18 protein-coding genes are annotated in these 22005 nt (G+C 71.7%); 11 read left to right on the top strand and 7 right to left on the bottom strand.

Annotated features, from left to right (window positions below; genetic code table 11):
• Positions 1 to 2 precede the first annotated feature (2 nt).
• From VEL82_00730 to gcvH, 4 genes are all read left to right on the top strand, one after another.
• Positions 3 to 1094: a zinc-binding dehydrogenase gene (locus tag VEL82_00730; protein HXW66401.1), complete on the top strand. Its 1092-nt coding sequence runs from the start codon at positions 3 to 5 to the stop codon at positions 1092 to 1094.
• A gap of 23 nt (positions 1095 to 1117) precedes the next feature.
• A complete protein-coding gene (locus tag VEL82_00725) occupies positions 1118 to 4066 on the top strand; it encodes a zinc ribbon domain-containing protein (GenBank protein HXW66400.1) in 2949 nt (982 codons plus the stop codon).
• Positions 4067 to 4146: 80 nt separating this feature from the next.
• Entirely contained in the window at positions 4147 to 5385 is a 1239-nt protein-coding gene (locus VEL82_00720) for an adenosylhomocysteinase (GenBank protein ID HXW66399.1), read from the top strand.
• Entirely contained in the window at positions 5382 to 5777 is a 396-nt protein-coding gene (gcvH, locus tag VEL82_00715; protein ID HXW66398.1) for a glycine cleavage system protein GcvH, read from the top strand. The genes VEL82_00720 and gcvH overlap by 4 nt, the downstream gene beginning before the upstream one ends.
• Before the next feature lie 16 nt (positions 5778 to 5793).
• Here the strand turns inward: gcvH and VEL82_00710 are convergent, their stop codons facing one another.
• Complete coding sequence (locus tag VEL82_00710; GenBank protein HXW66397.1) at positions 5794 to 7701, bottom strand: enoyl-CoA hydratase-related protein; 1908 nt, start codon at positions 7699 to 7701, stop codon at positions 5794 to 5796.
• Between the two features lie 120 nt (positions 7702 to 7821).
• On the opposite strand from VEL82_00710, the gene VEL82_00705 reads away from it, so the two are divergent.
• Positions 7822 to 8727 (top strand): GNAT family N-acetyltransferase, encoded by a 906-nt coding sequence (locus tag VEL82_00705; protein ID HXW66396.1) that lies wholly within the window; start codon positions 7822 to 7824, stop codon positions 8725 to 8727.
• Here VEL82_00705 and ppsA read toward each other — a convergent pair.
• The 3 genes from ppsA to VEL82_00690 are packed head-to-tail and all read right to left on the bottom strand — an operon-like array spanning position 8657 to position 13365.
• Positions 8657 to 10996: a phosphoenolpyruvate synthase gene (gene ppsA, locus VEL82_00700; protein HXW66395.1), complete on the bottom strand. Its 2340-nt coding sequence runs from the start codon at positions 10994 to 10996 to the stop codon at positions 8657 to 8659. The two genes, VEL82_00705 and ppsA, sit on opposite strands and share 71 nt — an antisense overlap.
• A 9-nt stretch (positions 10997 to 11005) precedes the next feature.
• Positions 11006 to 12034: a methyltransferase domain-containing protein gene (locus tag VEL82_00695; protein ID HXW66394.1), complete on the bottom strand. Its 1029-nt coding sequence runs from the start codon at positions 12032 to 12034 to the stop codon at positions 11006 to 11008.
• On the bottom strand, positions 12031 to 13365 hold the full coding sequence (locus VEL82_00690) for an alkaline phosphatase family protein (protein ID HXW66393.1): 1335 nt from the start codon (positions 13363 to 13365) through the stop codon (positions 12031 to 12033). Before VEL82_00690 ends, VEL82_00695 begins: the two co-directional genes overlap by 4 nt.
• Positions 13366 to 13403: 38 nt before the next feature.
• Here VEL82_00690 and VEL82_00685 point away from each other — a divergent pair, with 38 nt between their 5' ends.
• Complete coding sequence (locus tag VEL82_00685) at positions 13404 to 14513, top strand: hypothetical protein (GenBank protein HXW66392.1); 1110 nt, start codon at positions 13404 to 13406, stop codon at positions 14511 to 14513.
• 204 nt (positions 14514 to 14717) lie between these two features.
• Here VEL82_00685 and VEL82_00680 read toward each other — a convergent pair whose 3' ends face one another.
• Entirely contained in the window at positions 14718 to 16217 is a 1500-nt protein-coding gene (locus tag VEL82_00680; GenBank protein HXW66391.1) for a type IV pilin, read from the bottom strand.
• Positions 16218 to 16480: 263 nt separating this feature from the next.
• A complete protein-coding gene (locus VEL82_00675; GenBank protein HXW66390.1) occupies positions 16481 to 17074 on the bottom strand; it encodes an archaellin/type IV pilin N-terminal domain-containing protein in 594 nt (197 codons plus the stop codon).
• Between the two features lie 357 nt (positions 17075 to 17431).
• Between VEL82_00675 and VEL82_00670 the strand changes: the two genes are divergently transcribed.
• From VEL82_00670 to VEL82_00650, 5 genes are all read left to right on the top strand, one after another.
• A complete protein-coding gene (locus tag VEL82_00670) occupies positions 17432 to 18409 on the top strand; it encodes a zinc-dependent alcohol dehydrogenase family protein (GenBank protein ID HXW66389.1) in 978 nt (325 codons plus the stop codon).
• A gap of 148 nt (positions 18410 to 18557) precedes the next feature.
• Entirely contained in the window at positions 18558 to 19250 is a 693-nt protein-coding gene (locus VEL82_00665) for a hypothetical protein (protein HXW66388.1), read from the top strand.
• 195 nt (positions 19251 to 19445) lie between these two features.
• Positions 19446 to 19946 (top strand): ribbon-helix-helix domain-containing protein, encoded by a 501-nt coding sequence (locus VEL82_00660; protein ID HXW66387.1) that lies wholly within the window; start codon positions 19446 to 19448, stop codon positions 19944 to 19946.
• A 38-nt stretch (positions 19947 to 19984) separates the two neighbouring features.
• Positions 19985 to 20905, top strand: a complete 921-nt coding sequence (locus tag VEL82_00655; protein HXW66386.1) for a hypothetical protein — start codon at positions 19985 to 19987, stop codon at positions 20903 to 20905.
• Between the two features lie 64 nt (positions 20906 to 20969).
• Positions 20970 to 21137, top strand: a complete 168-nt coding sequence (locus VEL82_00650; GenBank protein HXW66385.1) for a hypothetical protein — start codon at positions 20970 to 20972, stop codon at positions 21135 to 21137.
• A 13-nt stretch (positions 21138 to 21150) separates the two neighbouring features.
• Here the strand turns inward: VEL82_00650 and VEL82_00645 are convergent, their stop codons facing one another.
• Complete coding sequence (locus tag VEL82_00645; protein ID HXW66384.1) at positions 21151 to 21975, bottom strand: PAC2 family protein; 825 nt, start codon at positions 21973 to 21975, stop codon at positions 21151 to 21153.
• Positions 21976 to 22005 lie beyond the last annotated feature (30 nt).

Raw genomic sequence — 22005 nt, 5'->3', positions numbered from 1 at the left:
CGATGCGGGGCTTCGGCTTCCTCGAGCACGGCGGACCCGAGCGGCTTGGATTCGTGGAAATCCCGGACCCGTCGCCCGGCCCGGGCGAGGTCCGCGTCCGAGTGCGGGCGGCCGCGTTCAACCGGCTCGACCGGTTCACGCTCGCGGGCATCCCGGGGGTACCGATCCCGCGGCCGCACGTCCTCGGCTCGGACGGTTCGGGCGTGGTGGACGTCCTCGGGGACGGGGTCGCGGGGCTGCGCCCCGGCGAGAGGGTCCTGCTCAACCCGGGTCTGTGGGACGGCACCTGCGAGGCGTGCCAGCGGGGCGAGGAGGCGCTCTGCCGCAACTACCGGATCGTCGGCGAGCACACCCAAGGGACCGCGACCGAGTTCGTGGTCGTTCCGGCGCGCAACGTCCACCAGCTCCCCGACGCGCTCTCCTTCGAGGCGGGCGCGGCGGCGCCGCTCGCCTTCCAGACCGCCTGGCGGGCCATGAAGACGATCGGCGAGGTCCGGCCGGGCGACCGTGTCGCCGTCATCGGCGCCGGCGGCGGGGTCGCGCTGGCGGTCGTCCAGGTCGCCAAGCTGCTCGGCGCACGGGTCGCGGTCGCCGCCCGCTCGCTCGAGAAGGCGGAGCGGGCGCGCGCGGTCGGCGCGGACGACGCGCTCCAGTTCGACGACGCGGACCACCCGCTCGACCGCGTGCTCTGGCAATGGAGCGAGAAGAACGGCGCCGACGTGATCTTCGATTCGGTCGGCGCGCCGACCCTCCCGCGCTCGGTCCGCGCCCTCGCCCGCGCCGGACGGGTGGTCGTGATCGGCGCCACGGCGGGCGCGATCGCGGAGATCGACGTGCGCACGCTGTTCTGGCGCCAGGGCTCGATCCGGGGCAGCACGATGGCGAGCGCCCGGGAGTTCGACGAGATGCTCGTGCACCTCGCCTCGGGGCGCCTGCAGCCCGTGATCGATTCGGTCCATCCGCTGGAGGAGGCGGCCCGCGCCTTCGCCCGGTTCGACGCTCCGGAGCTGTTCGGCAAGATCGTCGTACAGACCGAGCCCGGCGGGGCGAAAACCTCCCGTCTCTCGGAGGCGAGTGGCGGAGTATTCAAATAGATGGATACGGCCTTTCTTCGGACGTGAGCCGTCATTTGGTCAGGCTCCCGGTACCCGGGGGTCCGGCGCGCGACTCCGTCCGATCGATCCGATCCCGACTCGCGGTCGTTGCCGTCCTCGCGGTCCTGCTCGGGAGCAGCCTCTTCGCGGTCCCCCACGTCGCCTCGGCCGCGGTCGGCGCCGTCGCCCCGACGGCCCCCGCCGCGCAGCCGGCCGTCACCCACGGTGACCTCGTCGTCGGCCCGGGCGAGAACTACACGATACTGCCGACCTACGGCAGCCCGTTCTACTACCAGGGCGGCAACATCACGGTGGAGGCCGGCGGCACGCTGTTCATCACCAACGTCACCCTCGTGTTCGTCGAGTTCGTCGGCGACTCGGGCACGCCGATCCAGCGCCTCGCCCACATCTACTCGTTCGCCGACGCCGGTTCCGTGGTCATGAAGAACTCCACGATCACCACCGACCTCGGCGTCCTCAACGCCTACGCCAAGCTGCTGATCAACGTCACCGGCACCTTCTCGGCCCTGAACTCCTCGATGCGCTTCCCCGGCTGGATCCAGGACTTCGGCGCCACCGCCGACCTCACGCTCAACAGCACCGTCGTGACCGCGAACCCGCTCGTCCCGTTCGTCAACGAGCCGGCGATCATCCAGGGCGACACCGAGTTCGCCCCGTCGATCAGCGTCCTCGGCGGCGCGGCCCTCAACCTGTTCAACTGCACCGTCAACGCGACCTACTCCGACAACACGCTGCTCAACGGCATCCCCGGCCCGGCCCCGCTCACCGCGGCCGACGTGCCGGTCGACACCCCGACCTACAGCGTCGGCGAGCTCGCGACGCCCACCGACTCGGCGAACCTGACGCTGGACTACCTGTACTACGCGACGGGCCTCGACGGCGGGGTCGCGTACTTCTACTACTTCGACAACGGAACGGGCTGGACGAACGCGACGGTCGCGGTGACCTACGAGAGCATCTCCTACACCCTCGGCACCCTGACCCTCCAGAACGATACGATCTTCGGCGTCGCGACGATCGCGATCCCGACGGCCCTCACCGACGCGATCAACGCGGGCGGTCTCCTCGCGTTCCTCAACAACACCGGCGACTTCGGGCTGCCGAGCGAGCTGTCGCTGCAGGTGACCCTGCTCAACGGGCCCGCGGCGGCGATCAATCTCGTCTCGCTCGACTTCTATCCGACCGCCCAGTACGACATGGTCGCCGGCGGCGCGGGCACGACCGTCTCGGCGGTCGACACCGCGCTCGGTCTGACCTACCAGTCGCTACCGGCGAGCCCCTTCAGCCAGCTGAGCCCGTATCCGTGGCTCTCCAACAAGTTCCTCTTCGAGAACGGGGCGACCGGCTACCTCGCCAACGTCACCACCCCGTCGCCGATCCCGGGGGTCTTCTCCACGAGCGCCTTCCTGCCCGACGCGCTGAGCACGATCTACCTCTACCGGTGGGCCGATTTCAACATGTCCGCCGAGAACCAGCCGCTCGACGGCGTTCGGGCGATCTCGTTCTACGCCTACAACGACAACCAGCTCGCGAACGCGACCGCGAACGCGCTCAACGACCTCAAGACCGCGAACCCGGCGATCTGGGGCTACGTCAACTTCTGGGACCGCTGGCACGGCATCTCGGGCTACGGCGTCTCCAACCGGACCGGCCAGGCCTCGGTCCTGCTCGCGTCCTCGGAGCTCGGCTACGTGACGTTGCCGAGCGGCCAGTTCCTCGGCGGATACAACATCGGCGTCATCCCGGCCGGCACGAAGACGGCCCAGTGGCACTCCTTCGCCGTCAGCCCGTATCCCACGGGCGTGGCGGCGGGCACCCCCGGCTACGGCAAGGCCGACCGGCTCAACGTCATCGTGATCCTGCCACCGCCGGCCGTGTCGTTCGTCTCGTTCGTCGTGCCCACGAGCCCCCTCGACCTGCAGGAGCAGTACGCTTCCTCGGGCGTGATCTTCATCAACGGCCCGGGCGACGCGACCCTGACGGTCACCGCGACCCCGGTCGGCGGCGGCTCGACCCTCACCGTGGCGAGCGGCCTCGTCGCGAACGGCACGTTCGACCTGTTCTGGAACTCGCTGAGCGGTCTGCTGACGCCGGGCACGACCTACAACTTCGTCGCGACCGCGGTCTACAAGACCGCGAGCGCCACCTACGACTTCCCGTCGCCGCTCTCGGTGCCGGGGAGCGTCGCCCCGACCGGCTTCCTCTACGAGAAGATCCTCGGCCTGCCGCTGTGGATCTGGCTCGCGATCGCCGCCGCGATCGTCGTCGGGATCGTCGCCGCCCTCCTCATCTTCCGCCGCCAGGCGGCGGGCAAGCTCGTCGAGTGCGGCGAGTGCGGGGAGCTGATCCCCGAGGACGCGACGGTCTGCCCGAAGTGCGGGGCCGAGTTCGAGAACGATCTCGTCCGCTGCAGCCGCTGCTCCTCGACGATCCCCGCGAGCTCCCAGTTCTGCCCCGAGTGCGGCGCCCAGCTGCTGGGCAAGCCCGGCGAGGGCGAGGCCGACCCCGAGCGCCAGGCCTACGCCGACTTCACCGAGCGCTTCCGCGGCGAGGCGAAGAAGGAGCTCGGCGACAACTACACCGAGAGCGCGTTCTGGGACTGGTGGAAGCGCCAGCCGAGCTACGTGCCGTTCAGCCAGTGGAAGGCCCAGCAGTCCCAGGGTACGCCCCGGGCCGGCATGAGCCAGCCACCGGCCGCGAGCCAGTCGATCGCCCCGGACACCCCACCGCCCCGCGGGAGCGCCAGCCCGCCGCCGAGCGCGGGCCGCGGCACGACCTCGGCGAGCGCGGCGCCGACCGCGACCAGCGCGGCCGCGGCCGCTCCCCCGGCCGCGGGCGGTGCCGCCGCGGCCAGCGGCGGCGGCGGGGCGCTCCGCCCGTGCCCGAACTGCGGCAAGGAGATCCCTCCGGAGTACCTCGTCTGCCCGTTCTGCGGAGCGGTGACCCAGTAACGACCCCCGACCCCGCGTCGCGGACCGGAACACCCCCGCCGCCGACCAAACCTTAAGGACGCTCGGGCTTCCGAGCGCCCGTGACCGCCGCCGGCAGCGTGGAGGCCGGACGCCTCAAGGTCGACTGGGCGCGCGCGCACATGCCGGTCCTCGAGGGGATCCGGCGCCGCTTCGAGCGGGAGCGTCCCTTCGCGGAGCTCACGCTGTCGCTGGTGCTGCATACGGAGGCGAAGACCGCCGTCCTCGCGCTCGCGCTCCGGGCGGGGGGCGCGAGCGTCCACCTCGCCGCCGGCAACCCGCTGTCCACCGACGACGACGCGGTCGCGGTCCTCGCGGCCGAGGGGGTCGACACCCACGCCCGCAAGGGCGAGTCGCTCGCCGAGTACCGGGCGGGGATCCGGGCGATGCTCGACGCCGACCCGGACGTGATCATCGACGACGGCGCGGACCTGGTGGCGCTCGTCCACGAGGAGCGGCGCGCGCGGGGCCGGCTGCGCGGCTCGACCGAGGAGACCACGACCGGCATCACGCGCCTGCGCGCGCTCGAGCGCTCGCGGGGGCTGTTGTTCCCGGCGATCGACGTCAACGACGCCGACATGAAGCACCTGTTCGACAACCGCTACGGCACCGGCCAGTCGACGATCGACGGGGTGCTCGCGGCGACCAACCTGTTGCTCGCGGGGCGCACGGCCGTCGTCGCCGGCTACGGCTGGTGCGGCCGCGGGGTCGCCGCGCGGCTGAAAGGTCTGGGCTCGGACGTGATCGTGACCGAGGTCGATCCCGTCCGCGCGCTCGAGGCGCGCTTCGACGGCTTCCGGGTGATGCCGATGCTCGACGCGGCCCGGGAGGCCGACCTGATCGTCACCGTGACGGGCCAGACCGGGGTCGTCCGCGGGGAGCACTTCAAGGTCCTCAAGGACGGCTGCCTGCTCGCCAACGCCGGGCACTTCGACGTCGAGATCGCCCGCGGCGAGCTGTCGGGGCTTTCGGTAGAGCGCCGCGCCGTTCGCCCGAACGTCGAGGAGTTCCGCTTCGCCGACGGCCGCCGCGCCTATCTGCTCGGCGACGGCCGCCTCGTCAACCTCGCCGCCGGCCAGGGCCACCCGGTCGAGGTGATGGACCTCTCGTTCGCGCTCCAGGCGCTCAGCGCGGAGCACCTCGCGCGCCACGGGCGCGAGATGGAGCCGCGCGTGCACCCGGTGCCACCGTCGATCGACCGGGCGGTGGCCGCCGCCGCCCTGCCGGCCGCGGGGATCGCGATCGATGCGCCGACGCAGGAACAGGTGAAGTACGCGGCCGCCTGGGAGTCCGGCACATGAGCGCCGAGCGCGTGCCGGACGACCGCCAGTACACCAAGACGCACGAGTGGGTGCAGCTCGACGGCCCGCGGGCGACCGTCGGGATCACCGACCACGCCCAGGCGCTGCTGACCGACATCGTCTTCGTGGACCTGCCGGCCGCCGGCAAGAGCGTCAGCGCCGGCGCGAGCGTGCTCGTCCTGGAGTCGGTCAAGACCGTGGCCGACGTCTACGCCCCGGGACCGGGCACCGTCCGCGAGGCGAACGCCGAGCTCAAGACCCACCCGGAGCTCGTGAACCAGGACCCGTACGGCCGCGGATGGCTCGTGCGGATCGAGCTCGCGGGACCGGTGCCGCCCGGAACGCTCCTGGACGCCGCGGCGTATCGGGCGCTCGTCGAGTCCGGAGCCTAGGCCGGCGCGTCGCCCCTCACTTGCCCTCGAAGCGTGCGGGACGCTTCTCGGTGAAGGCGGTCATCCCCTCGATCCGGTCCGCCGTGGCGAAGGTGTGGCCGGCCGACTCGGCCTCCAGGTGGAGGGCGCTCGCGGTCGACGCGTCCGCCCCCCGATCGATCACCTGCTTGACCCAGCGCACCGCGAGCGGCGCGTTCGCGGCGATCGTCGCGGCGATCGCCGCGACCTCGTCGCGGGCCGACTCGGCCGGCACCAGCCGGGCGACGAAGCCGAGCTGGTAGGCCTCTTCGGCGCTGATCCGGGCCCCGGTGAAGACGAGCATCTTGGTCCGGGCGCGGCCGATGAGCCGCGTCAGGCGCGTGGCGCCGCCCATCCCGGGGTGGATCCCGAGCGTGACCTCGGGAAGGCCCAGCACGGCGCCCTGCGCCGCGACGATGAAGTCGGCGGCGAGCGCGAGCTCGAGCCCGCCGCCGAGGGCGTAGCCCTCGACGAGCGCGATCACCGGCGCGGGAAAGCGCTCGATGCGCTCGGCGACCCGCTGGCCGCGGAACCCGAAGTCGACGCCCTCGGCGTGGGATTTGGCGCGCATCTCGTCGATGTCGGCCCCGGCGGCGAACACGGGCGACGAGCCGGCCAGCACGACCGCCCGCAGTCCGGGCTCGTCCTCGAGATCGCGGAAGGCGGCCTCCAGCTGCCGTAGGAGCTCGGAGTTGAGCGAGTTGAGGACCTCGGGCCGATCGAGCAGCACCCAGGCGACCGCCCCCGTTCGGTCGACGCGCACGCAGGAGAGCGGCCAGGAACGCTCGCCCCGCGCCGCCCGATCGTGCAGGCTCGCGGCGACCGGAAAGCTCCCCGGCCAGCGGCGCGCGTAGGCCTCCACCTGGCCGAGCCCCTCGGCGAGGCCGATCGCGTTGAGCTGGGCGAACGGTCCCCAGCGGCGACGCAGCCCCACGGTCGCGCCTCGGTCGGTCGCCTCCGCGCTCGCCACCCCTTCTTCGACGAGCTCCGTGGCGATCCCGATCGTGAGCCCCACGAGCCGCTCCCGAACGGCCGCCTTGCGCTCGGGCTCGACCGGGGTCTCGCGCCAGGCCCAGGGCCGGCCGGAGCGGAACTGGCGCTCGAGCAGCGGGGACGGTGCGTAGGCAGGCCCGAAGGCGCGGCACAGCGAGGTCTGCGCGTGAAAGGCGATGGGGATGCCGGTGACGTTCATCAGCTCGAACGGCCCGAGGGTTGCACCGAACGCCTCGCGCCCCACCTCCTCGATGGTGGCGAGGCTCGCGACGTCCTCCTCGACGAGCCGGGTCGCCTCGTTCAGGAACGGCACGAAGTAGCGGTTCACGCAGAAGCCGGCGCGATCGAGCGTGGCGATCGGGATCTTGCGCAGCCGGTAGGCGAAGCGCTCGAGCGCGTCGATCGTGGCGGGCGAGGTCGCGCTCCCGGCCACGATCTCAACGAGCTTGTTGATCGCGGCGGGATAGAAGAAGTGGAACCCGGCGAAGCGCGCCGGCTCGGGAAAGCCCTCCGCGAGCGCGCTCACCGACAGGGACGAGGTGTTCGTCGCGACGATCGCGTCCGAGCGCACGCGAACGGCGAGGGCGCGGAACAGCTCGCGCTTCACCGCCTCGTCCTCGAAGACGGCTTCCAGCACGATCCCCGCGTCCCGGACCGCCTCGTCGAGGTCCGTCGTGAAGGAGATCCGCGCCAGGACCTCGTCGCGGCGGGGCGCCGACATCTTCCGGCGATCGACGGCCCCCTGGAGCATCTTCTCGAGCAGGCCCCGACCGCGGGCGATCGCGGCCGCGTCGACGTCGCGGACCCGGACCGACGCGCCGGCCTGGGCGCAGGCCTGGGCGATCCCGCTGCCCATGTTGCCGCCGCCGAGGACCGCGACGACCGGCCGTTCCTGCCCGTCCCCTGCGGCCATGCGTGCTCCGTTCCCACCGAGGGGTGGGACACCGCGCGGGCGATGGGCGGACGGTATTAATCGTATGGAAGGCCCCCGGGCCGCCGGAGCGCCCATAAGCCGCGGCGGCTCCCCGGCGCCGTGGCCGAGGAGCGAGCGCGGGCGGGCGCGGCGGCGCTCGAGTCCGAGCGCCAGTTCGTTCTCGCCCTCGGCGGCTTCGCGCTCCAGATCCCGGGCGCCGTCCTGGTGACGCACGAGAAGCTGCCGGTCCCGCGGTTCAACTACGTCCAGGTCGAGGCGATCTCGCCGGAGCGCCAGACCGCGTTCTTCGAACGGGCCCTCGACCACTACTTCCAGCGAGCGCTGCGGCCGACGTTCCGTCTCCCGCGACCGGTGCCGGCGCACCTCGACGCCGGGCTCCGCCGCTTCGGGTTCCGGTCCCGCGAGGAACCGCTCGAGGTCCTCGTCGACGACGGCGAGGGCCCCGCGGTCCTCTCCCGTGGCGCTCGGGAGATCCGGGAGGCCGAGCCCTCGGAGCTCGACCGGATATCGGCCTTCTGGACCGAAGCGCGCGAGCGCCCCGAGTTCCGCAGCGCGCTCGACGTCGCCTGGCACCACCCGAACCCCGACGAGGAGCTGCGGCCGCTGCTCGCGCTCGAGGCGGGCGCCCCGGTCGCCGCCGCGCTCTTCTACCGGTACCGGGCGACCGCGAGCCTCCAGGCGGTCGCGACGCAGCCGGACGCACGGGGGCGGGGCGCCGCGTCCGCGCTCGTGCGCGTGGCCCGCAGTCGGGCGGTCGCGGAACCCGGAGGACGGGCGTCGATCACCGCCGACTCGGCCCGGCAGCGGCTGGGCCTCGAGCGCCTCGGCTTCCGCAGCGCGCTCTCCTTCCGCGTCTACGAGCTGGGCGCGGAGGCGCGGCTCGAGATCCCGTCGCCGGGGCCCCCGGGCCCCCCGCGCTGGCGGCCGCCGCGGACTAGCCGCCGCGCCGGAGGCTCGCGAGCTTCATCCGCTCCTCGAGCGAGGCGATCGTCCGGATCGTCGTGACCACGGTGTCGGCGTTCAGCGAGATCGAGTCGATCCCCTGGCGCACGAGGAACTCGGCGAACTCCGGATAGACGCTCGGCCCCTGCCCGCAGATGCCGACCGTCCGACCCTCCGCGTGCGCCCCCTCGATCAGCAGCTGGATTGCGTGCTGCACCGCGGGGTCGCGCTCGTCGAAGTAGCCCATCCGCCCCAGGATCTCGGAATCGCGGTCGGCGCCGAGCACGAGCTGGGTGAGGTCGTTCGAGCCGATGGAGAACCCGTCGCAGTGCTTGGAGAACTCGCGCGCGAGGAGAACGGTGGACGGGACCTCGGCCATCAGGTAGAGCTGGAAGTCCCGCGAGCGGCGCAGGCCCTGCGCGCGCATCATCTCGCTGATCTCCTCGAGCTCCCAGGTGTTCCGGACGAACGGCAGCATCACCATCGCGTTCTTGAGGCCCATCTCGGTCCGCACGCGGTGGATCGCCTCGAGCTCGCACAGGAACGCCGGCTTGTAGACCGGCGAGATGTAGCGGGAGCAGCCGCGCCAGCCGATCATCGGGTTCTCCTCGGACGGCTCGAACTCCTCGCCGCCGGGCATCCCGCGGTACTCGTTCGTCTTGAAGTCCGAGGTCCGGATGATCACCGGCCGCGGGTGGAACGCCTGGCAGACCTTGCCGATCCCGTCCGCGAGCCGTCGCACGAGCTCGTCCTTGCGCCCCTTCTTCAGCAGCGCGAGAGGGTGCTCGCGGACGTGGGCGGTGAAGATGAACTCGATGCGAAGGAGGCCCACGCCCGAGACGGGCAGGCGCGCGTACTCCTCGGCCTTCTCGGGCACGCCGACGTTGACGAGGATCTTCGTGGCGGTGACGGGCACGGCGCCGTGGCCGACGGCCGTGGCAGCGGCCGCCCCCGCGGACGCGCTCGCCGTCGGCGCCGCTCGCGCCCGGTGCACGGCTCCGCGGTAGACCGTGCCCGCCTTGCCGTCGACCGTGACCTCCTCGCCCTCCAGGAGGAGCTTGGTCGCCTCCCGCGTCCCGACGACGCAGGGGACGCCGAGCTCGCGCGAGACGATCGCGGCGTGGCAGGTCATGCCGCCCTCGTCGGTGACGATCGCGGCGGCCTGGCTCATCGCCGGCACCATGTCCGGCGTCGTCATCGACGTGACGAGCACCTCGCCGCTGCGCAGCTTGTCCATGTCCGCGGCCCCGTGCAGGATGCGGGCCGCGCCGACCGCGACGCCCGGGCTCGCGCCGAACCCGCGCAGGAGGGGGCGCTCGTCCCCCTCGGACGGGGGCGCGGCCTCGCCGGCGCGAGCCGCCCCGGGTGCGGTCGACGTCGGGATCGTCGTCACCGGCCTCGCCTGGACGATGTAGAGCTGGTTCGCGTCCCCGGCCCACTCGACGTCCATCGGCCGACGGTAGTGCGATTCGATGAGACGGGCGAGGGAGACGAGCCGGGCGAGGCGATGGTCGGGGAGCTTCTGCCGCTGGCGCTCATCGGCCGGGATCTCCTCGCGCCGGTTCCCTCCACCCTCGGCCCGGACGAGCCGAACCTTCTGCTCGGATATCTGCTTGTGGACGACCTTCTGCGTCGCGCCGTCGACGACGTAATGGTCCGGTGTGACCTCGCCGCCCACGATCGCCTCGCCGAGGCCCAGGCCGGCCTCGACGATCATGTGGTTCTCGCCCGTGTTCGGATCGCGGGTGAAGAGGATGCCGCTGACGGTCGCATCGACCATCTGCTGGACGAGGACCGCGAGCCGCACGCTCGCGTGCTCGAAGCCCTTGCGCTGGCGGTAGACGAGGACGCGCGGCGTGAAGAGCGAGCCCCAGCACTTGCGGATCGCGCTCAGGATCTCCTCGACGCCGGCGACGTTGAGGTAGGTGTCCTGGAGGCCGGCGAACGAGGCCCCCTCCAGGTCCTCGGCGGTCGCGCTCGAGCGCACCGCCGAGAAGCGCACGTGATGCGCCGTGACGAATCGTTCGTACGCCTCGGCCACGGGGGCGCGCAGCTCCGGCGGGAAGTCGGTCGACTCGAAGATCCCCCGCAGTCGCCGGGAGGCGGCTTCCACGCTCGCCGGCTCGTTGGGCTGGATCGAGGCGAGCGCGGCTGGGATCTCCGATCGCAGCGCGGTCGCGTCGACGAACGCCTGGTAGGCCTCCGTCGTTACCACGAACCCCGGCGGCACCGGTAGGCCCTCTCGGATCAGCTCGCCGAGCTTGCCGGCCTTTCCGCCCACCAACGCGAGGTCCGTCTCCGAGACTTCCTCGAGGTCCACGATCAGCGGCATGCTCGCGGTTCACCCCCCGGAGGCGCGTTCCCACACGAACGCGAGCAGATCGGCCGCCGGGGAGTACGGATGCACCACGTGCTGGTCGGCGAGCACCCACTCCCGTGGCCGATCGAGGGTCGCCACGACCGCCTCCGCCCTGCGCTGCCCGTCCGTGCGCAGGGTCACCTCGTAGTAGTACAGTCGCCCTCGGCGCGCGACCGTCCGTGCCACCGAGGGTAGGTACTTAATCCCTTCGTGGGGAAGGTTCAGGATGACCCGGTCCGCCGGCGGGGCGCGCGCCACGAATGCCCCGACGTCGGCGTCGACCGGGTCGATCCGGCTTCCGAACGGCTCGCGCGCCAGCGACGCCCGCAGCAGCGCGATCGCTTCCGGGTTCGAGTCCACGGCGACGATCCGCTCGGCACGCCCGTCGCGCGCGATCGTCAGCGCGAACGGCCCCACGCCGCAGCACAGATCGTAGACCCGGTCGTCCCGCGCGACCTCGGCCGCCACGCGGGCGTGCTCCCGGGCCAGGCGGGGAGAGAAGTACGCTCGCTCGAGGTCGACCTCGATCTCGATGCCGTTCTCCCGGTGGCGGGTCCGCCAGCCGCCGCTTCCGGCGAGCGCCTCGAGCTCGCGGCGGCGGGCCGTGCCCTTCACGCCATGATCCGCCCCGACGATCCGCGCCCCCGGCACGAACCGGCGCAGGGCCTCCCCGATCTCGCGCGCACGCGGGCGCAGCTCGGGGGGGAGCCGAACCAGGACCACGTCGCCGACCACGTCGAACGAGCGGGGGAGCCGCGCGGCCTCGTCGGGCGGCCACGCCGTCAGCAGTTCACGGTAGTCCGATGGGCCGTCGGCGGTGATCGGCTCGAAGTCGGCCTCGACGATCTCCCCGAGGCCGTTGGGGACGCTTGCCGCGTCCACGATCGGGAGCAGCAGGGACTCCCCGTCGGACCGGATGGCGAGGTCCCGGCGAAGGCCGCCCGATTCCATGAGGGCTCGGCGCGACTCCTCGCCCCGAGCCCGCGGCACGCGCAGCGCCGGGCCCCTCATGGAGCGCTCGAGCCGTCCGGGCCGAAGAGGAGCGCTAGGACCTCTCCGCCCCGCCGATGGCCGAGCGTGCCGTTCGCGGCGGCCGACTCGCCGAACTTCACCGGTGTGCCGACGCGCTCGGGCGTCACGCCCGCGCCCGCGAGCAGGAGTGGGACGGGATCGTCGGAGTGCCCCCGGAGGGCGGAGGGGGTGGCGTGGTCGGCCGTCACCGCGATCCGGTAGCGATCGAGGTCGAGACCCTCGAGGAACGGCCCGAAGAAGGAGCGGTCGATCGCCTCCACGATCGCGCGCTTCGCAGCGGCGTCCCCGTCGTGCCCCGGCTCGTCCGGTCCCTTGAGATGCACGTAGACGAACGGGTGGGAGCCGAGGAGCTCGCGCGCGATCCGGGCCCGGTCCCGGTAGCCGGCGTCTCGGTCGGCGCCCATCGGCCCGACGTAGCGGTCCTCGAGCCCCAGGACCTTGGCGATCCCTCGCTCGACCGGCATCTCCGTCAGGGCCGCGCCGGGCACGCCCCGTGCGGCCCCGAACGTCGCGGTCGGAGCGGCCGGCAGCGCTCCGGCGTTGCGCACGAGCAGCGCGTTCGCGACCGGCTTTCCCCCGAGCGCGCGCCGGGCGTTGACCCGGTGGCCGGCGAGCCGAGCGGCGGCCGCGGGCAGGAACGCGTTGAGCGCCCGCGCCGTGCGGGCCGCCTCCGGACTCGCGTCGAGCGGCGTGACCTCGCGGACCTGGGGCGTCTCCGGCCGCCGCGCCTGGCCCATCCCGCCGACCTTCTCGTAGAACGGGTCGGCGTTGGAAACGTTGGGGGAGAGCCCGCCGCCGCTCGTCGGGTGCAGCCAGAGCACGCCGCGGTGGCCCACCGTCGCCCGGACCTCCGCGCGGATCCCGTCCGCCGCCAGCAGGTCGGCGCGCGTCAGGCTGTCGGCCAAGTCCCGCGCCTCGTTCGTGGAGAGGGAGCGCCCGACGCGGGAGTCCGTGATCCCTCCCGCACCATCGCCGGTCGCGAAGTTGAGCCGGAGCGCCACGTCGCCCGGCGCGAGCGGGAGGCCGACGCCGAGCGCTTCGAGCACGCCGCGACCCGGGGAGTCGTGGACCGGGTCGTAGCCCAGGAGCGCGAAGACGCCCGCATCGGACTCCGGTGCGATCCCGGGTCCGACCACGACGACGTCGCCGAGCCGCCCGCGCCCGGCGAGCCCGTCCAGCGCGGGCGTCGCCGCCGCTTCGAGCGGCGTGCGGCCCGCGGTGTCCGGGTGCGGCCGGTCCGCGAGCCCGTCCAGCACGATGAGCGCGACCCCCGAGGCCCCGTGGAGCGGCGGCGGCGGCGAGGCTGGCATGAGTTTAATAAAGGGACCTCGGCCTTGCCCCCCGTTCCGTGCAGCAGCAGCAGTCGAGGCGCGGCTTTAGGCGTTTCCTCCAGACCCCGGCCGGCAAGGCGCTGTGGATCGCGATCACGATCCTGGTGGTCTTCGGTTCGTTCGTCTACGTGGAGGCCCTCGTCGGCATCCCGGCGTTCCTCCTCTTCGGGCTCGCCGTCCCGATCTGGTCGGGCCTCAAGGCGCCCCGGTACCTCGCGCTCTCGGGCCTCGTGGTCCTGTTGATCGTGGCCCCGGTCGCGAACGCCGCGATCGCCCAGGAGATCCTCCAGCCGTTGCCCCCGGCCACTTCCGGCACCGCGCTGCCGGACGGCAACGGCGGCGCCGTGCTCCAGAACGCGATCGTTTCGCCGTACGTGGGCGGCACGGCGACGAACTTCACCTGGACGGTCACGATCTACCCGAAGTACCTGCCCGCATCCAACGCGACCGTCCTCTGGCTCGATCTGTTCGTCTCGAGCTGTCCCGGAGCGACGGGAAACACCTCCCCGGCCTGTTCGAGCCCCTATCCGTTCTGGGCGTTCAACGATTCGTCGGTGAAGGGGATCACGGGGGAGACCAACGCGACGTTCCATTTCGTGATCGGCTCCGCCGGGATCTGGGAGTGGCAGATGTCGCTCGCCTTCCGCAACAATACGAGCGGCGACACGAGCTTCATCCCGCTCGTCGGCGACGCGACGTACAACGGCCTCGAGGGGCCCGTCGTGGGCTCGTTCTGGACTGTCTTCGGCGCGCTGATCCTCGCGATCTACGTGGACGTGTTCCTCTACCTCGGCGCGCCGTTCTACTTCGTCCTCTTGATCTACATGATCTTCAAGACCCGCGAGCGCCGCCGGCAGGAGGCGGCGCGGCGCGCGTCCGGGCCACCGCCCTCCGATGCGGCGGCTTCCGGACCGTCGGGCCCGCCGGCTTCGACCTCGCCCGGTACGACCGGCCTTCCCCCCGGGAGCGCCGCCGCGGCCGGCGCGGCGGCTGCGGCGGCCGCCGAGGGTGCGTGTCCCAATTGCGGCGCCGTCGTCTACGCCAACGAGAAGACCTGCTGGAAGTGCGGCTCGCCGCTCACCGCGACCCCGAAGGACGCTCCGCTGCCCTCCGCCCCGAAGGGCTAGCGGAATCGACGGTCGCGCCGATGCGGCCGGCACCCGGATCCTCCCGCGGTGCACCGGGTCAGGGATCGATCCTGGCCCGGCCGGCAGCGCGAGGCGGGTCCGGTGCCACGACGCGGCGTCCGGTCGACCGACCGGTGGGCGCTGCGAGAACGAGCCGGGGCGGGCCCTGCGCGCGGACCATTGGGGCCGGACGGGGTCCCCGGCCTAGGTCACGGTGATCGACTCGGTGACCCACTTCCCGGTCGCGACGTCCTCGACCGAGAGCGTGGCGGTCGCCTTGCCGGCACCCGAGGGTACCGTGAAGGTGCATGCGAAGGTCCCCGTCCCGGTCGTGATCAGCGAGCCGGAGGTGCAGGGGTTCGTTGACGTTCCCACCGTCGTGTTGGTGGCCCCGTCCTTGAAGTAGATCAGGACGGTGCTGCTGACCGAGAATCCGGTCCCGGTGACGGCGAGCGAGGCGCTCGGCGCTAGGGACGTCGGCGAGGCCACGATGGCGGGGGTAGTGACCGCGAACAGGGCGGTCGCCGACTGAGATGGCGACGTGATGCTGGCGACCACCGGGTAGGTTCCCGCGCCACCCGAGGGGCTCGGGATGGTGAAGCTGCAGCTGAACGTGCCGGACGTCGTCGTGGTCACCTTACCGCCCGCAAGCGTCCCCAAAGTGCACGCGCTCAACGTGAGCGCCGTCCCTCCGAACGTCATGGAAACGGCAGCGGAATCGGCGAAGTTCGAGCCCGAGACGGTCACGGTCCCGCCCGGAACTCCCTGGGTGGGCGATACCGCGAGGGCGGCCGTCGTGCTGCCGGTCGTCGTCGAGGGATTGATCGTGATCGCGAGCGCGGTCGAGCCGCTCGTCCCCCCCGTCCCGGAGGCATTGAAGAAGAGGTAGTACGTGCCGTTCGACGTGCTCACCCCGATCGACGAGGTCACGAGCAGGTAGTACTGACCGGTGGCCGCGGCGTAGGTCATCTTCTTCACGGGGGTCGACGTGAAGCCCGGTATCCCCTGAAGGTTGACATAGACCGAGCCCGACGTCGCTCCCGAGACGGTCGCGGTGACGTTGAACGCCTGCCCGACGGTGGGCGTCGACGGGCTCACCGCCGTGGCGAGGAAGCTGGGTGGGAACGAGAACGACTGACCCGGCAGCGTCACGCTGAAGAGGAGGGAGTTGGAGCTGATGATGTAGACCGAGATGTTGTTCGGCTGGATCGCCGTGGTGACGGGCTGCAGGCCCGTCGGGAAGGCATAGACCCAGCTCTGCCCGAGGTTCCACACCGTTCCCGAGGGGATGCCGCCCTGAGCGAGCGTGTAGGGCGAATTGAACTGGGGGCTCATCGGAATCGTGGACGACTTGAGATAGACCAAGGCCGAGGGGACGACGACCGGCCCGGCCAGGTGAAGGATGCTCACCGCGGTGATCACCGGGTTGCACGTGGTCGAGGTCTTCGAGCATCCGCTGGAGGCGTTCGTCCCCAGGGTGAGCTTCGCCTGGAACTGGTTTGAATTCTGGGGGGGCGGCGGGGGGAAGCTCGTGACGAAGGCGAAGATGGCGGCGAACAGGACCACCGTCAGCGCCAGCAGGATGATCGTCGCGACGACTTCGGCGACCGCGCGACGCGATCGCCGGCGTCGCGCGCGCTGCTGCAGACGCCCGGCTCGGCTGGGGGGAGCGCCCTCGGACGCCGTCGGTTCTCCGGGGAGCATCTAGAAGCCTCTGGTGAGGGCAATTAGGGAAGGCGGGCGTATTTAGACGTTCTGGCAACGCTCCGACCGGCGAATCGACCTACCGAGCTTCACGTCCGTGGGCCAGGTCGCGCGGGGCCCACCGCAAGTGTCGGTCCGACCCCAGGATCTGACCTCCTCCGGCCGAGGGTGGCTTACTCCGAGCGCGAAGGACGAAAAAAGGGAAAGGGGAAGGGGTTGAACGCCCCTCTCGCAGTCGAGCGAGAGGGTCCGAACGGTCGCGTCTAGCTGAACGCAGACGAGATGACCGTTCCCGACCAGCCGCTGCCACCGATCGCGACGATCGAGTCGCCGAGCAGACCGATGTGCGTTCCCGTCGCGGGACCCGTCGAGAGGTAGACGACCACCGTCATGCCGCTCGCGAGCAGGCCGTTGAACGAGCCTACCGGCGTCCACGAGCTCGTGCCGGTCGCGTAGGTCGCGACCGCCGCGGCCGTAGTCGGGCTGATCAGGCTGATCGTCGGCGCGGTCGCACCTGGCCACGCCACGGTGGAACCGAGAGCGTTTCGGAGCGAGAGCGTGAGCGACGACATGGTGATTCCGCCGCCAATCCCTACGATTTCAACGCTGTAGCAGTACAACGTGGTGGCCGCGCATCCGACCGGCGTGGTGCCCGTCGCGTTGTTGGGCTGGCCCCAGCCGAAGTCCGTCCCGAGCGGGGACGTCCCCGGGCCCTTGGTCAGTCCCGAGATCAGCACGTACAGCACGGCGGCCAGCACGACCGTGATCGCGACGAGTAAGATCGTCGCGATGATCGGCGAGACTCCGCGCTTGCGCGCCTTTCTCCAGCTTCGCTCACTGTGTCCAAACACGTTCATTCGGCGTTTCCTCCGTTGGGTCTTCGACCCGCGGAGGACGCTATGGCCGGGACCTAGTATATGAACGTTAAGGTCTACGGAATCGATGCCCGCCGCATTCGACATCGACAGGAGACGTAATACTCACTAATACGTATAAACGCGCACCCTGTCGAGGTACGACACGCGAGCGATCCCGGCGGTCCGCGACCGGCCCCATCCGCCTTTCTCGTAGCGCTCGCCCGCTATCTGCGCTCCGCGGCACCGACGGGGCACCGCCTCCCGCGGAAGAACGTCATAGGGGGGCCAGCGCTCGGGGGGTCGACCGGCGGCCGCAACGGCCGGTTCCCGGACCGTCAGGTAGTGCACGTGCGCGCGATGGAGCTGGTACGGCCGAAGGACGGGCTGATCGAGGTCACCGATCGTCCTCGGTCGGATCCCGGGCCCCACGAGGTGACCCTCCGAGTGGAGGCGTGTGGCGTCTGCCGCACCGATCTCCACGTCGTGGATGGCGAACTCCCCGACCCTCGGCTGCCTCTCGTCCCGGGTCACGAGATCGTCGGGGTCGTGCGCGAGGTGGGGGTCCAGGTGACCGACTACCGGTCGGGGGATCGCATCGGAGTACCCTGGCTCGCGTGGACCTGCGGGGAATGCGAGTACTGCCGCTCCGGGCGCGAGAACCTGTGTGATCGAGCTCGCTTCACCGGCTACACCGTGGACGGGGGCTACGCCGACTTCGCTCGGGCGGACGCCCGCTACGTCTTGCGGATGCCGACGGCCGGCTCGCCGGTCGAGGTGGCGCCACTGCTCTGTTCGGGCCTCGTCGGGTACCGGGCCCTCCGTCTCGCCGGCGAGGGACCCGCCCTCGGAATGTACGGCTTCGGAGGCTCCGCGCACCTCGTGGCCCAGGTGGCGATCCACCGGGGCCAGCAGGTGTACGCGTTCACGCGGCCGGGCGACCTCGCGGGCCAGGAGTTCGCCCGAGAGCTGGGGGCCACGTGGGCCGGAGGGTCGGATGAGCGGCCTCCCCGGCCTCTCGATGCGGCGATCGTGTTCGCTCCGGTGGGATCGCTCGTCCCCCTCGCCCTGGCAGCGACCCGCAAGGGCGGTAGCGTCGTGTGCGCAGGCATCCACATGAGCGACATTCCGAGCTTCCCGTACTCCCTCCTGTGGGGGGAACGCGTCGTGCGCTCGGTGGCGAACCTCACCCGCGACGACGGCCGCGAGTTCCTCCGCCTGGCCGCCGAAATCCCCGTCCGCACCACAACCACCGCCTTCCCTCTCGCTCGGGCGAACGAAGCGCTCGCTGCCTTGCGCGAAGGCCGGATACGAGGCTCGGCCGTCCTCGTGCCCTGACGTCACCCGGGAACGCGTCCCGACCGGACCGGAGCGGATGGGCTCGTCGGCACAAGCGTTTATCGGGGAGCCGGCGGACTGTCCTTCCGGCGCGCGAGGCCACGGTGGTGTCGGAGGTCGGCGCCGTCTCGCCGAGGGGCCAACGGGCATGACCACGAACCTCCGGATCAGCCTCACGGTGCTCTCGATCGGCTTCGCCATCGAGGGCGGTGGAGAGGCGTATTCGCTCCTGACCCGCGGTTCTCTCCTTCCCGGGACCAGCCTGTTGTTCGTGATCCCGACCGTCATCACGTTCCTGGGACTCCTGTTCCTTCTCATCGGGCGCCACGAGTGGAACGAACTGCATCGGCAGCGGGTGCGACGGGCGAACCTGATCTTCGTCCTGAGCCTGCTGGGGGGATTCATCGGGGCCGGCGAGGTCGGCGTCCTGGTCGCCTATCCCTCGATCGGAGAGCCAACCTGGGCGCTCGTCCTGTTCGGGGCCAGCGTCGGCTCGCTCGTCTTCGGTACCTTCCTCACCTACGGCCAGCTCGTCTTCCACCTCGTCCGCCGGCCGAGTCAGATCGCGCTCGCCGCCTCCGTCGTCTGGGCGTTCATCGTATCGGCCTACATCGGGCAGTCGGTGGCCCGGGACCTGCCCGCGATCGTCGCGCTCGCCGCGAGCCGCAACCTCGGTTTCACCGACCTCGTGGCGCCCATCGACTACCTGGCCTCCTTCCTCTTCATCTCGTACTTCCTCCTACTCGCGGCGTACGTCGACGCCCACTTCGCCGTGGCCCGGGGGCCGCCGGCCCGGGCCGGAGCCGCGGCCGTGGGTCCGACCAACGAGGTCCGCCCGTAGGACCCGAAGGCACGCCGATCGCGTCGAGTTTCGTGCGGGTTATACAGAGGTGATCCGGATTCGACGCTCCGTTCGACGGCCTTCTGTATTTGTTCGACACGTCAGAAAATTGGGCTCGACGATGCACCGGGACTTTGCCGTCAGCCGGGAATCGACTTGTTTAAGTAGCAGCAATCTGCATGCCTTTGCCTGGCTGTGTTCGACAAGGCACCGGACCGCGCTCGCGTACCCCCACGGGGTCCCGGCCGCGGCCCGACGGAAGAGGAGGACGCGCGCATCGCCCTACGGTGCAACCGCAAGGAGCTTCGACTGGTCGACTCGTTCGTCGCGAACGGCGAGTTCGAGAGCCGGTCGGAGCTCGTGCGGGCGGCGCTGCACGCGTTCCTGCGCTCCCGTGCCCTGTCGACCGCACCGTCGCCCCCCGTGGACGCCGAGGGCTACATCGAGGTCCCCGTGCGGCTGCGCCCGGACGAGTACGCCGTCTTCGAGACCTACGCGCGGCACGTCGCCAACGGCCGGCCGGTGAGGGACCTCCTCGCCGAGATCGTCCGGCGCGGCGAGGCCGAGCTGAAGGTCCAGGAGCTGACGGCGCGCGCCCGGGCCACCGTGCGAGAGGCCGTCGAGAGCCGGGCGCAGGCGGGCGCCCTCCAGGACAGCGCGAAGGACCTGGAGCGCAAGGGGGTCGTCGGTCGGTAGGCGGGCGGCACGGTCGACATGCAGCAACGGGGTGGGTTGTGGGAAGCTACGAGGCCGAGCACGGAGTGAGCGATCGAGATCCGGCCGCCGGACCGGACGACGGCCCGGCGGAGTCGTGGGCCGAACACCTGAGGCTCGGCCAGGACGTCCGCTTCGTCCTGGTCGCCGTCGGCGGCGGCGCGGTCCGCGTCGCAGCCCAGATCGCCCGCCAGCATGTCCGCCACGTCGAGACCGTCGCGATCAACTGCGATCCCCAGGTCCAGCGGTTCGAGGAGTTCGATCGGCGAATCTACCTCGGGCCGGACACCGGCATCGAGACCGACACGGGCGGCTCGCCGTTCGTCGGAGGGCTGCTCGCGCGCGCGGCCGAACCGGCGCTCGAGCGGGTGTTCCGAGGAGCCACGTTCGTGATCCTCGTCGGCAGCCTCGGCGGAGGCGCGGGCAGCGGCGCGTTCCCGCACGTCCTCGATGTCGCGTGCCGGCAGGCCGAGGTCGTCAGCGCGTTCGTGATCAAGCCGTTCCGCTGCGAGGGCGAGCGACGGGCGCTCGCGGACCGGGCGATCGGCCGCCTCCAGCTCGTCCCGTCGTTCGTCGACCGCCACGAGCGCGGCCAGGCCCGTCTCACGATCCTCGACAACGAGAGCCTCGCGCGGGGGGCCGGAGGCCGGTCGTTCGCCGGCGTGCCCCGCCACTGGGCCGATCTGATCCGCGAGCACATCGAGACCGCCTTCGTCGCGCCGGTCGAGGCGATGATCGAGGCGGTCCAGCTGGCCCACGCGGCCGAGCTCGTGGCGATGAGCCAGCTGCCGGACGCGGCGGCCACGCCGCTCGGGATCGTCCCGCCGGCGCCGCCGCTCCCCGCCGGGCTGCCGCCGATCCTGCCCGCGGCGCGCGCAGGGGCGGAAGCCGAGCTGACGTTCGAGGTGGACGCCGAGGTCCGACCTCCGCCGACACTCTAGGGGCCCCTGGGCGCCGCGCCGGGGGACACAGGTTTAAGACGGGAGCCGCCTCGCCCCCCGTCGCATGGACGGCCGGTGGTTCACGGTTCTCGCGCTGTTCGTGCTGCCGGTGGTCGCGATCGCTGCGACCGTGGTCTGGTTCTCGTCCAACCCGCTCGCGATCTTCGCGGCGATCGCGGCGATGATCGCCGGCGCGCTCTACCTGCTCTCGTACACCGAGTCGTTCGCATGAGCCCGCGGCGGCGCTAGCCGTACATCTCGGGCGACGGCGGTCCGCTCTCCGGGCCGGTGCCGCCGGGCTCGGGCGGGCCCGCCCGCTGCGACTTGATCACGGCCCTCAGCGCTTTCTCGATCTGCTCGGCCTGGGCCCGCAGCGGCAGCGTGTCGATCTGGAGCTCGGGCAGAAGACGATCGAGCGTCTCGATCAGCGCAGCCCCGGCCCGGTGGTCCGGGAGGCCCTCGGCGATGCGTGCGCTCACCAGGAGCGCCGCGACCGGCACCGCGCCACCGATCCCCTGGACGAGGAGCGCCCCCGAGACCCCGCCGATCACGCCTTCCTCCAGGATCCGGGCCCTGGCCGCCGCGAACGGAGCGGCGAACGCCGGATCCCGCCGGGCGTACGTCACCCAGATCTGCTCGGCGCCGGTCTCGTCGCCGCCCTCGGTCGCATCGGCGGCCTCGGTCTCTCCTTCCGGATGCGGAACGACCCCCTCGAGGCAGATGATCGCCCGCGCGCGACGTCGCGCGGCGGTCGCCAGGATCGTGCGGGCGATCGCGTTCGCCTGCGCGGGGCTCGGCGGGAACTCGGAGAGGACCAGCGCGAGGTCACGGCGGCCGTAGGCCCGCACCGTCGGGTGCACCTCGCCGCCCTGCACGACCGCGACGGGCGCGAGGTCGGGCGACTCGAACCTCCCGATCCGCGGCAGCTTGAGCGCGCGGACCATGTAGTGACCCGCGATGATCGTCGCGAGTCCCGCGCTCGGAAAGGCGGAGAGCACGACGGAGCCGGGGCCGAAGTTTTCCGCGTCCGGGACCTCCTCCTGCCAGGCGAACTCCATCGCGGCCGTCACCGGCCCCGACTCGGTCCGAGGGTACTTTAG

Source organism: Thermoplasmata archaeon (assembly GCA_035622275.1).
Classification (GTDB): domain Archaea; phylum Thermoplasmatota; class Thermoplasmata; order Lutacidiplasmatales; family UBA184; genus Lutacidiplasma.
This window is presented reverse-complemented; position numbering and strand designations above follow the sequence as displayed.